This window comes from Micromonospora sp. NPDC003944 (genome assembly GCF_053605225.1).
Genome location: NZ_JBSGIV010000005.1, coordinates 136,801 through 148,079, shown reverse-complemented (window position 1 = coordinate 148,079; position 11,279 = coordinate 136,801). Strand labels below are relative to the sequence as shown.

General features: G+C 70.3%; 9 protein-coding genes. 5 read left to right on the top strand and 4 right to left on the bottom strand.

The window, feature by feature from the left end; all coding sequences use genetic code 11:
* Nucleotides 1-283 precede the first annotated feature (283 nt).
* Entirely contained in the window at nucleotides 284-883 is a 600-nt protein-coding gene (locus ACWER9_RS04345; protein ID WP_452300421.1) for a GNAT family N-acetyltransferase, read from the top strand.
* Here ACWER9_RS04345 and ACWER9_RS04340 read toward each other — a convergent pair.
* Complete coding sequence (locus tag ACWER9_RS04340) at nucleotides 850-1,395, bottom strand: CGNR zinc finger domain-containing protein (RefSeq protein ID WP_452300420.1); 546 nt, start codon at nucleotides 1,393-1,395, stop codon at nucleotides 850-852. The genes ACWER9_RS04345 and ACWER9_RS04340 overlap by 34 nt on opposite strands.
* 86 nt (nucleotides 1,396-1,481) lie before the next feature.
* Between ACWER9_RS04340 and ACWER9_RS04335 the strand changes: the two genes are divergently transcribed.
* Both ACWER9_RS04335 and ACWER9_RS04330 read left to right on the top strand, forming a co-directional pair.
* Nucleotides 1,482-2,501 (top strand): EamA family transporter, encoded by a 1,020-nt coding sequence (locus ACWER9_RS04335; RefSeq protein WP_452300419.1) that lies wholly within the window; start codon nucleotides 1,482-1,484, stop codon nucleotides 2,499-2,501.
* A gap of 226 nt (nucleotides 2,502-2,727) precedes the next feature.
* The gene (locus ACWER9_RS04330; RefSeq protein WP_452300418.1) at nucleotides 2,728-4,419 is read left to right on the top strand and encodes a S8 family serine peptidase; all 1,692 of its coding nucleotides are present in this window, start codon (nucleotides 2,728-2,730) and stop codon (nucleotides 4,417-4,419) included.
* Between the two features lie 206 nt (nucleotides 4,420-4,625).
* On the opposite strand, the gene ACWER9_RS04325 is transcribed toward ACWER9_RS04330, so the two are convergent.
* Together ACWER9_RS04325 and ACWER9_RS04320 are read right to left on the bottom strand one after the other, a co-directional pair.
* Entirely contained in the window at nucleotides 4,626-5,780 is a 1,155-nt protein-coding gene (locus tag ACWER9_RS04325; protein WP_452300417.1) for a hypothetical protein, read from the bottom strand.
* A gap of 330 nt (nucleotides 5,781-6,110) precedes the next feature.
* A complete protein-coding gene (locus ACWER9_RS04320; protein WP_452300425.1) occupies nucleotides 6,111-6,791 on the bottom strand; it encodes an IclR family transcriptional regulator in 681 nt (226 codons plus the stop codon).
* A 159-nt stretch (nucleotides 6,792-6,950) separates the two neighbouring features.
* On the opposite strand from ACWER9_RS04320, the gene cysS reads away from it, so the two are divergent.
* Complete coding sequence (gene cysS, locus ACWER9_RS04315; protein WP_452300416.1) at nucleotides 6,951-8,366, top strand: cysteine--tRNA ligase; 1,416 nt, start codon at nucleotides 6,951-6,953, stop codon at nucleotides 8,364-8,366.
* A complete protein-coding gene (gene rlmB, locus ACWER9_RS04310) occupies nucleotides 8,366-9,496 on the top strand; it encodes a 23S rRNA (guanosine(2251)-2'-O)-methyltransferase RlmB (RefSeq protein ID WP_452300415.1) in 1,131 nt (376 codons plus the stop codon). The genes cysS and rlmB overlap by 1 nt, the downstream gene beginning before the upstream one ends.
* 476 nt (nucleotides 9,497-9,972) lie before the next feature.
* On the opposite strand, the gene ACWER9_RS04305 is transcribed toward rlmB, so the two are convergent.
* The gene (locus tag ACWER9_RS04305; RefSeq protein WP_452300414.1) at nucleotides 9,973-11,064 is read right to left on the bottom strand and encodes an ABC transporter ATP-binding protein; all 1,092 of its coding nucleotides are present in this window, start codon (nucleotides 11,062-11,064) and stop codon (nucleotides 9,973-9,975) included.
* Nucleotides 11,065-11,279: the final 215 nt, after the last annotated feature.

Below are 11,279 nucleotides of genomic sequence, written 5' to 3'. Positions count from 1 at the left end.
CGAACTCAACGGACGACCACGCCAAACCCTCGACTGGCAGAATCCAGCCGAGGTACTCCACAAACACCTCGTTGCAACAGCCGCTTGAAACCGCCCGCCAGGACCCCACTGCATCCAGGATCGAGCACGATCTTGCGACGGTGTCCGGGGTTTCCGGTGCAACTTCAGTGAAGTTGCTGCCTCGGCGCGGTCTGAGGCAGCAGTTTCCCCGAAGTTGCGTGGATCTTGGGCGGCCCTGGGAAACGGATCGACGGGCTTTCGAGCGGGCCGGATGATCCGGGCTGTGGGTGACGGTGGAGTGGGTGTGCCGGCGGGGACCGAGCGGCTGCGGTTGCGGAGGCTGACCAGGGCCGACGTGGAGGCGCTCGTCGAGTTGGACAGCGACCCCGAGGTGATGCGGTTCCTCACCGGTGGCGTCGCTACCCCGCCGGCCACCGTGCGGGACGAGCAGTTGCCGAGGTTGCTGGCCCAGTACGACGAGCATCCCGGGCTGGGTCGGTGGGCGGCGCACGATCGGGAGTCCGGGGCGTTCCTGGGTTGGTTCGCGCTGGACCCGTCGGAGGACGGCGCCGAGGCCGAGCTGGGCTACCGGCTGCTCCGCTCGACGTGGGGACGAGGGTTGGCCACCGAGGGGTCGCGGGCCCTGGTCCGGTACGCCTTCGACACCGTCGGGGTGCGTCGGGTCTGGGCCGAGACGATGGCCGTCAACGAACGCTCCCGGCGGGTGATGGTGAAGGCCGGGCTGCACTACGTGCGGACCTTCCACCTCCAGTGGGACGACCCGATCCCGGGCGCCGAGCAGGGTGAGGTGGAGTACGAGGTGCGGGCCGAGGAGTGGGCGACCGGCGGTCAGGAGCGGCCGGCGGCCCGGCGGGCGCGGTAGGCGGTCACCGCGGCGCGGTTGCCGCAGCCGGCCTCGCAGAACCGCCGGGACCGGTTGCGGGACAGGTCGACCACCACGTTGTCGCAGTCCGGGTACTCGCAGATCCGCAACCGGCTCAGCTCTCCAGAACGGACCAGATCGGCCATGGCCATGGCGGCCTCCACCGCGATCCGGGTGGCCAGCGGCGCGTCGCGGGGCACGGCGTGCAGGTGGTACGGCTCGTCGTCGTGCTCGATGAGCTGGGGCAGCGCCCGGTGTTCCAGCAGTAGGCCGTTGACCACCCTGACGATCTCGGGTGGCTCGGCGTGCCAGATGCGGCGCAGTTGGGGTCGCAGCTCCCGGACGGCACGCAGCTCGTCGTCGGTGTGCTCGTGCCGGCCGCTGTACGAGTAGCGGACGAAGAACGCGTCCAACGCCGTGATGTCGGGAAGCAGCTCACCGTCCCGACCCGCGGTGTTGACCAGCGCTGCGGCGGCGATCAGTGAACACTCGGTGTCATGAGCGAATAGCAACTTGACTCCTGTCATGGCTTCCGCCTAGCGTCATCAGCACAAGGATAGTTTGCTCATGACACGGTGCCCATTGCGAGGAGCGCGACATGCACTCAAGACCTGCTGCCGGCGTCGGGTTGGCGCTGCTCTCCGCAGTCACCTTCGCCACCTCCGGCACCTTCGCGCGATCGCTCATCGAAGCCGGCTGGTCAGCCGAGTCGGCGGTGATCGCCCGTGTCGGTGTGGCCGCCCTGGTGCTCGCGATCCCCGCCCTGCTGTCGCTGCGGGGCAAGTGGCACGTGCTGCGCAGCAACGCCACGGCCATCGGACTGTTCGGGCTTCTCGGGGTGGCACTGGCCCAGGTGTGCTTCTTCAACGCCGTGCGCTACCTGCCGGTCGGTGTCGCGCTGCTGCTCGAATACCTGGGCATCATCCTCGTCGTGGTCTGGATGTGGCTGCGGCACGCCCAGCCGCCCCGCAGGCTCACCGTCGCCGGGTCGGTGGCCGCGCTGGCCGGGCTGGCGTTCGTGCTCGACCTCGCCGGCACCGCCGACTTCCACCCGGTGGGCGTGCTCTGGGGGTTGGGCGCGGCGTTCGGCCTGGCCGGATACTTCGTGCTCGCCGGCCGGGTCGACCCCCGGCTGCCCTCGGTCGCCATGGCCAGCGGTGGCATGGCCGTCGGTGCCGCGGTGCTGCTCCTCGTCGGGATGACCGGCCTGCTGCCGCTGCACGCCACCTTCGGCGAGGTCACCTTCGCCGGGCAGCCCACCAGCTGGCTGGTGCCCATCGCCGGGCTCTCGCTGGTGGCCGCAGTCATCGCGTACCTCGCCGGTATCGCCGGAACCCGGATCCTCGGCCCGCGCCTGTCGTCGTTCGTCGGACTGACCGAGGTGCTCTTCGCGGTGCTGATCGCCTGGCTCTTCCTCGACGAACTGCCCACCGGCTGGCAGTTGTTCGGCGGTACGTTGATCGTCGCCGGCGTCGCCCTGGTCCGCCTCGACGAGCTGCGCCGGCCGGCTGCGGGGGACTCGGCGCCTTCGCCGCCCTCGCAGCCCTTGCCGGCCTCGCAGCCCCTGCCGGGTACCTCGGCCTCGCCGGAGGTCGAGGTGGCGTTGGATGGCCGGTGAGAGGCTGACCACTGTGGTGTTCGACGCTGACGAGACGCTGCTGAAGTGACTGCGGTCGTGGCTCGGTGGTGGCGTCCCGGGCGGCGTGGATTGCGTAGATGTCGATGCGGCCGGTGTGCGCTTCGAAACTCAACGGATTCACTACCATAACGGGCGCTTAGCTGGCGTAATCCGCATCGTTGTTGTGTGATGGCTGCCACGTCCCTCAACGAGAGGATCCGATGTGGTGAGCAAGCGCTTCACCGCCCGCACGGTCGCTACCGCGGCAGTGCTGGCACTTACGGCTACGGGGTTGGGTGTGCCGGCGAACGCCGCACCGGTCGACTCTCGCACCTTCACCGTCGTCGCCGAGGACGGCGTCGCTGCGGACACGGCCGTCGCGGCGATCCGGGCAGCCGGCGGCACTGTGGTTTCCCGGTCCGACGAGGTCGGCATGTTCCAGGTCAGCAGCGACCGGGCCGACTTCGCCGCCAGGGCGACCGCCGCACCGACGCTGATCGGCGCCGCCGAGCAGAAGGCCATCGGCCGCAAGCCGAAGCTTGACCGGGTGGAGCAGGAGCACCTGACTGCCGCTGCCGGCGCTCGGGCCGGCGCCGGCGCTGCCAGGAAGGGCGCGAAGCTCGACCCGCTCGACGACAAGCTGTGGGGCCTGGAGATGATCCGGGCCGACAAGGCCCGCAAGATCGAGCCAGGCGATCGTCGGGTGACAGTCGGCGTCCTGGACACCGGCGTCGACGCCAGCAACCCGGACATCGCGCCGAACTTCAACTGGTCGCTGTCGCGCAACTTCGCGCCGGACCTGGTCGACGTGGACGGCGCCTGTGAGGTGCCGAGCTGCCTCGACCCGGTCGGCACCGACGATGGCGGGCACGGCACCCACGTGGCCGGCACCATCGGTGCCGCCGCAAACGGCTTCGGCCTCTCCGGCGTGGCGCCGAACGTCTCGCTTGTCGAGCTCAAGGGTGGCCAGGACTCCGGCTACTTCTTCCTCGACCCGGTGGTCAACGCCCTTGTCTACGCCGGCAAGTCCGGGATCGACGTGGTCAACATGTCGTTCTACGTCGACCCGTGGCTCTACAACTGCACCGCCAACCCGGCCGACTCGCCCGAGGACCAGGCCGAGCAGCGGGCCATCATCAAGGCGATGAAGCGCGCGCTGACCTTCGCGCACAACAAGGGCGTCACCCTGGTCGGTGCGCTCGGCAACAACAACGAAGACCTGGGCGCGCCGCGTACCGACGTGACGAGCCCCGACTACGGCGCCGACCCGTACCCGCGACCGATCGACAACGACAGCTGCTGGGACCTGCCCACCGAGGGCCCGCACGTGATCGGCGTGTCGTCGGTCGGCCCGTCTGGCAAAAAGTCGGACTTCTCCAACTACGGCACCGAGCAGATCTCGGTCGCCGCGCCGGGAGGCTGGTTCCGGGACGGCTTCGGCACCGACACCTTCCGTACCGACGCCAACATGATCCTCTCGACGTACCCGAAGCATGTGCTCCAGGAGGAGGAGTCGGTCGACGCCGACGGCAACATCGTCGCCGGCTTCGAGAACTCGGTCTTCAAGCAGTGCAAGGCCAACGGTGAGTGCGGCTACTACACCTACCTCCAGGGCACCTCGATGGCGTCTCCGCATGCCGCCGGCGTCGCCGCGCTGATCGTCAGCCGCTACGGCAAGGCGCAGGGCCGGACTGGCTTCGGGATGTCGCCGGACCAGGTCGAGCAGCACCTTTACCGCACGGCCGCCGAGCACGCCTGCCCGGAGCCGCGCCTGCAGCAGTACCGCAACGAGGGCCGGGACGAGACCTACGACGCGTACTGCGCCGGTGGGGTCAACTTCAACGGCTTCTACGGGTACGGGATCGTCGACGCCTACGCGGCGGTGAAGACCCCGTTGAAGCCGAACGCTCGCCCGTAGCGCACATCGCACTGCAGGGGGTGGCCCAACCGCCACCACCTCCCAGGCCCGGTCGACGCTCGTCGACCGGGCCTGGGCTCGTCCGGGCCTGCTGCCCGTCATCGACCATGCCTGGTGCCCGGCTTCATGATCGACTCGGTTTCCTTGAAGGCGTGGTGTCGGGGCCTGGGGATGGCGCGGTTTCCAGGAACCCGAGTTGACCGTGGTCATCTGGACGATCCCCGTCGCCATCCGCGGCTGACCAGCGCGTTGCGCACCTCCCGAAGCACCGCCGGGAACTCGCCGTGCAGCCGTTGACTGGTCACGTGCAGGACCAACCAACCCGCACCTACCAGCTGATTCAGCCGACGGCGGTCGCGGTGCAGCTGCTCTGCGTCGGAGTGCCACTTTCCGTCGTACTCCACCGCTACCCGATAGTGCGGCCAGGCCAGATCGGGGTGCAGAACGAAACCGGTGGGCAGGCGTATCGGATGTTGAACCGATGGACGCGGTAGCCCGTTCAACACCAATCGCACGCGTAGGTGTGACTCCGGTGGCGACTCTGCTCTGCTGTCGGCCAGGTCGAACACCCACCGCGCTCGTCGTCCACCCGGCCGATCAGCGTTGCGGTCAGCGATGGCTGCCAGGCTGTCGCGATCGATCAACTCCTGCCCGAGCAGCGAGTCGACGATGGCGACTGCCTGGACCGGGTCGAGCCACAGGGCCGTCTCCCAGGCGGCCCGGCCAGGGTCGGATCGGGGGATCGGGACGTCCCGCTCGTCAGGCGGGAACGCGCTGGCCGAGGCCGACCCGTGGCCGTGGTTGGCCCCCACCATGCCTCCTGCTCCGGCGGAGACGGCGGTCGGGCGGGACAGGTGTCGTGTGTGGCGTGGTGACACTCCGCCGCCAGGTGGGCGCCCAGCTCCCGTAGGTCGCGCAGCGTCACGTGGGCGTAGGTCTGTCGGTCGTCTGGTGTCTGACGATCGTCGTGTGGATGGCACCGCCAGCTCAGGGACCTTGCTCGCGATCAGTGGGGTGGTGGCGTTGACGTGCACGCGGAGCCCGCGCTGTGGGCCGACCCGCAGCGGTCGAGGCACGAGGACGTGCACGTCGTCGGTGAAGCTCGCGGCGTGTTGAACACCGTGCAGGTAGGCGGCCGACGGACCACCGATCACCACTCCGGGCGGTAGCCGGAGGAGAGCGGCGCGACACGCGAGGGCGTGGTCCCGGTCCAGCCGCGAATCGGCGTAGGTGTCGTGGCGCAACCGCACCCAGGCGGAGTTGCGCAGCTGATGTTCGGTGAGCAGGCCGTCCCGGACAGCGTCGGAGCCGCGGAAGACCTGCCAGGCCAGGGCATCGGGACGATGCGGACGTGGGGGCATGCCGAGCAGCCTGCCGACCACCGACCGGCCACCGGTACCCCTGTGGACAACCCAGCCCCCGCGCGCCGCCGGACCTGTGGACAACCAACAATCCGCCTGCAGATCGTGCTATGGGACTTGCCGGAGGGCCGACCACATCAGGGCTGGTGGCGGGCGCTGATCCACTCGCGTTCCTGAAAGTCGGGCGGTTACCGACTGCGGGATGCCGCGACTTCCGTGAACCCGAGTTGATCAAGCCGCGCGGGCCCGGGGCGGACGGCGCCGAGGGAGCACTTGGCGGTGAGGGAGCAAGCGACGCCGAGGGCGGGCCCGGCGGTGGGGCGGAGGGCATCAGCTGAGGGCGGTGGTGATGGCTCGGGCGGCGGCCAGCACCTGCGGCCCGGTCGTGTCGACGTCCAGCGGGGCGAGCGCGACCACGCCGACACTTGCTTCCAGACCGGGTACGCCGAGCACCGGTGCGGCCACCCCGTACGCCCCGGCCTGCAACTCTCCGCTGCTGCTCACCGGCTCTGCCGCCCCGATCCGGCCAGCCAAGATCGCCCGGCCCGCCGCTCCCCGGTCCAGTGGATGCCGTGCCCCGGCGCGGTACGCGACGTGGAACGACGTCCAGCTCGGTTCGACCACGACCAGGGCGACACCCTCGCCACCCTCGACGACGGTCAGGTGCGCGGTCGCGCCGGCCTGTTCGGCGAGGCGGCGTAACGCGGGCAGCGCACCCTCGGCGAGCAGTGGTTGGGCCCGTCGTGCCAGGTGCAGCAACCCGGCGCCGAGGCGCAGCCGACCGTCTCCGTCGCGGCGCAGCATGCCGTGCCCGGTCAGCGCACTGACCAGCCGGTAGACGGCCGCCCGCCCGATGCCGAGCTGATTCGCGGCCTCGGTGACGGTCAGACCACCAGGGGCATCGGCAACGAGGTGTAGCAGCCGCAACCCCCGGTCCAGCGTCTGCGACGTCTCCCCGCCCCGGCCCGAAACCGCGTCGGCCGTCCGCACGCCAGCGTCGGCCCGCCCCACGCCAGCGTCGGCCGAGCCGGGGGCCCGCCCGACGGTCGGGTCGGCGGGGGCGGTGGGGTCGGCTGGCGTGTCACCGGAGCGTGCGGTCGCTTCCACGCCTGGCAGCGTACGACCCGGCACCGGCGGACCCGGACAGGCACGGACAGCTACCCTTGTACGGTGACGCTACGCCTGTATGACACCGCCACCCGATCGGTGCGGGACTTCGTCCCGCGGGAAGCCGGCAAGGTGGGGGTCTACCTGTGTGGTCTCACTCTCCAGGCGCCGCCGCACATCGGTCACCTTCGTTCCGGCGTCAACTACGACGTGCTGCGTCGCTGGCTGTCGGCCACCGGCTACGAGGTCACCTTCATCCGGAACCTGACCGACATCGACGACAAGATCCTGGTCAAGGCGGGCGAACAGGGTCGACCGTTCTGGTCGATCGCGTACGCGAACGAGCTGCTGCTCGCCGAGTCGTACCGGGCGTTGAACGTGTTGGCGCCCACCTATGAGCCGCGCGCCACCGGGCACATCCCCGAGATGCACGAGCTGATCATGAAGTTGATCGCGGACGGGCACGCGTACCCGGCGAGTGACGGCTCCGGTGACGTCTACTTCGACGTGGCGTCCTGGCCGGCGTACGGGTCGCTGTCGGGTCAGTCCCCGGACGCCATGCAGTCCGCCGGGGACGCCCCGGATCGGGGCAAGCGGGATCCGCGCGACTTCGCGCTCTGGAAGGGCGCCAAACCGGACGAGCCGGCGGACGCCTACTGGCCGTCGCCGTGGGGGCTGGGCCGTCCGGGCTGGCACATCGAGTGCTCGGCGATGTGCTGGCGTTATCTCGGCCCGGAGTTCGACATCCACGGCGGTGGGCTGGATCTGACGTTCCCGCACCACGAGAACGAGATCGCCCAGTCCCAGGCGGCCGGGTTGCCCTTCGCCCGCTTCTGGGTGCACCACGGGCTGCTGAGCATCGGCGGGGCCAAGATGGGCAAGTCCGCGGGCAACGCCCTCGGCCTGGCGTACGTGGACTCGCTCGGGGTGCGGCCGGTGGAGCTGCGTTACTACTACGCCGCCGCGCACTACCGCTCGGTGATCGACTACTCGGAGGATTCGCTGCGCGACGCGGGCACCGCGTACCGGCGGATCGAGGGTTTCGTGCAGCGGGCCGCGGAGCGCGTCGGCGCCGGGCAGTTCGGTGAGCTGCCCGCCGGCTTCGTCGCGGCGATGGACGACGACCTCAACACGTCCGCCGCGCTGGCTGTGCTGCAACAGCACATTCGGGACGGCAACACCGCGCTGAGCGTCGGCGACGATGTGACCGTCCGCACCACGCTGGCCGTGGTACGGGCAATGCTGGATATCCTCGGGCTCGACCCCCTCGACCCGTCCTGGACCGGCGGCGGCCGATCGGACGATCTTCGTGCCGTGGTGGACTCCCTGATCGCGCTGGCCCTGGAGCAGCGTGCGCAGGCGCGGGGCCGCAAGGACTGGTCCGCTGCGGACGCCGTGCGTGACCAGCTCAAGCTGGCCGGTGTGGTGGTCGAGGACACCCCCCAGGGCCCCCGTTGGACTATTGGAGAGCAGGACTGATGGCCGGCAACTCGCAGCGCCGTGGCCGGCGACTGACGTCGAAGGCAGGCGCCCCCAAGGGCACCGGCGGCAAGAACAAGGACTCGTTGGCCGGGCGAGGTCGCACCCTGCCCGCGGACGAGCGGCCGTGGCACAAGGGCTACTCGGGCACCGAGAAGTTGCCGCAGCGCACCGCCTGGAAGCAGGACAAGGAGCGCCGCGCGGCGGCCGAAGAGGGGCGCGCCCCGAAGATCGGCCAGCCCGGCACCAAGGACACCACCTGGGGCAAGGGCGGCGGTCGGGGCGTCCCTGTCGGTCGGGGTGCCACCGGCGGTCGGGGCGGCAAGCCCACCGGCCGGTCCGGTCCTCGGGTCGCGCCGGGCCGCAAGTCCAACCCGTCGAAGGACTCCCCTGAGCTGCTGGTCGGGCGTAACCCGGTGCTGGAGGCGCTGCGCGCGAACGTGCCGGCGACGGCGCTCTACACGGCCCAGGGCATCGACATGGACGACCGGGTCAATGAGATCATCCGGACCGCCGCCGACCGTGGCATCGCCAACCTGGAGATCAGCCGCGCCGAGTTGGACCGGATGACCGGCGGGGTGCTGCACCAGGGTGTCGGCTTGCAGGTGCCGCCCTTCGCGTACCAGCCCTTCGAGGATCTGGTCGCCGCCGCCCTGGAGCAGCAGGCTCCGCTGCTGGTCGCGCTTGACGGTGTCACCGATCCGCGCAACCTGGGCGCCGTGATCCGGTCGGCTGCCGCGTTCGGCGCGCAGGGTGTCTTCGTACCCGAGCGTCGTGCCGCCGGGATCACCGCGACCGCCTGGCGGACCAGCGCCGGCGCGGCCGCGCGGGTGCCCGTGGCGCAGGTGACCAACCTGACCCGGTCGCTGAAGGCGTGCCGGGACGCCGGCTTCATGGTCGTCGGCCTCGATGCCGACGGCGACACCGACCTCTACAACCTGGAGGCCGCGGTCGGACCGCTCGTGGTGGTGGTCGGTTCCGAGGGGCGTGGCCTCTCCCGCCTGGTCGGGGAGACCTGCGACCTGACCGTCAGCATTCCGATGATCTCCGAGGTCGAGTCGCTCAACGCCAGTGTGGCGGCGGCGGTCGCCCTGGCCGAGGTCGCCCGGCGGCGCTCCGTCGAGCTGTAACGCACGCCGACGAAGGCCCTCTCCCGCTCGGCGGGCGGGGGCCTTCGTGGTCAGATCTAACGGGTCCACGCGACGAAGAGCAACGCCCCGGGTCGGACAGGGGCAGCAGGGCCACCGCGCCGACGAGCAGGCTGAGCAGCGCATGGCCGAGTACCGCGACCGTGCCGGGCCGCCGACCGGGCACGGCCGTCGGTGGCATCCCCAGCAATCCGGTACGGAGGGCTCGCCAGCGTGCGACGGCGGCGTCGCCTCCGCCCAGCGGGGCGGTCACCAGCGCGACCACTGCGACCGGGATCAGCGCCGCGCAGTAGGCGAGGCTACGACCGGCCGGGCGGGCGATCCGGTACGGCCGGCGGGTGCCGGATCACCCCACGGAGCCATCCCCGCGCTGGCTCCCGGGAGTGACCACCCCTCCCGCCGGTACGACGAAGGGGCGGCCCGCCGAAGCGGACCGCCCCTGTCGGTACGGCGTTACGTCAGATCCGGCTGCCGGTGTTGGCGTGGAAGACGTGGCTGCGACCGGCGACCGGCTTGACGAACACGGTGTCACCCATGTTCGGCATGTTGCGCCGGTCGGTGCGGACGACGAAGCGCTCCGAGTTGCCACCGAGCGCGGCGTGGCCGTAGACGTTGGCGTCCGAGCCGAGGTCCTCGACAAGCTCGACCACGACCGGCATGCCGCCCTCGGTCGGGCTGACCAGCTCGCAGTCCTCCGGGCGGAAGCCCACGGTGACCTTGCCGTCGCCACCCTCGGCGCGGGCCGCCTCGACCTGCTCCCGGGTCAGCGGGATGTACATCTCGGCGAACTCGGCGCCCTTCTCGTTCAGCGGAACGGTCTTGATGTTCATGGCGGGCGAGCCCATGAAGCCGGCGACGAACACGTTGGCCGGGGTGTCGTAGAGCGCGCGCGGGGTGTCCACCTGCTGGAGGACACCGTCGAGCAGCACCGCGACCCGGTGACCCATGGTCATGGCCTCGACCTGGTCGTGCGTGACGTAGACGGTGGTGACGCCCAGCTTGGCCTGCAGCGACGCGATCTGGGTACGGGTCTGCACACGCAGCTTGGCGTCGAGGTTCGACAGCGGCTCGTCCATGAGGAAGACCTGCGGCTCGCGGACGATCGCCCGGCCCATCGCGACACGCTGACGCTGACCACCGGAGAGGGCCTTCGGCTTACGGCTCAGGTACTCCTCCAACTGGAGCAGCCCGGCCGCCTCCTTGACCCGCCGGTCGATCTCCGACTTGGAGGTCTTGCGCAGCTTGAGGGCGAACGCCATGTTCTCGTACACCGTCATGTGCGGGTAGAGGGCGTAGTTCTGGAAGACCATCGCGATGTCGCGGGCCTTCGGGGGAAGGTGAGTGACGTCACGCTGGTCGATGTAGATCGAACCGGCGTCCACGTCCTCGAGGCCGGCGAGCATCCGCAGGCTTGTGGACTTGCCGCAACCCGAGGGGCCGACCAGGACGAGGAACTCCCCGTCGCCGATCTCGAGGTCCAGCTCGTTGACGGCGGGACGCTCTTGGCCCGGGTAGACCCGGGACGCCTTGGAATAGGTGACCGTAGCCATGGTGAAGCGCTTCCTTTCACCGGCAGGAACGTGCCGGACGATCCGAGTGAAGGAGCAACCGGCACGCAGCCGTGCCGGTCATCGGACGGCGCGCGGTCGCGGGGCGCCCGTCGTCGTCCGTGAGTGAACCGTAAACGCGTTTCCCCGTGCTGCCAAGGCGGGGGAACGCCGAACGTCGCGCACGGCCTACGCATTCCGGTCACTCCGGCACGGTC

Excerpts from the sequence above, each read along its gene's own strand:
- rlmB (WP_452300415.1), top strand. The coding sequence starts at position 8,366 with ATGGCCGGCAACTCGCAGCGCCGTGGCCGGCGACTGACGTCGAAGGCA.
- ACWER9_RS04305 (WP_452300414.1), bottom strand. The coding sequence starts at position 11,064 with ATGGCTACGGTCACCTATTCCAAGGCGTCCCGGGTCTACCCGGGCCAA.
- ACWER9_RS04325 (WP_452300417.1), bottom strand. The coding sequence starts at position 5,780 with ATGCCCCCACGTCCGCATCGTCCCGATGCCCTGGCCTGGCAGGTCTTC.
- ACWER9_RS04335 (WP_452300419.1), top strand. The coding sequence starts at position 1,482 with ATGCACTCAAGACCTGCTGCCGGCGTCGGGTTGGCGCTGCTCTCCGCA.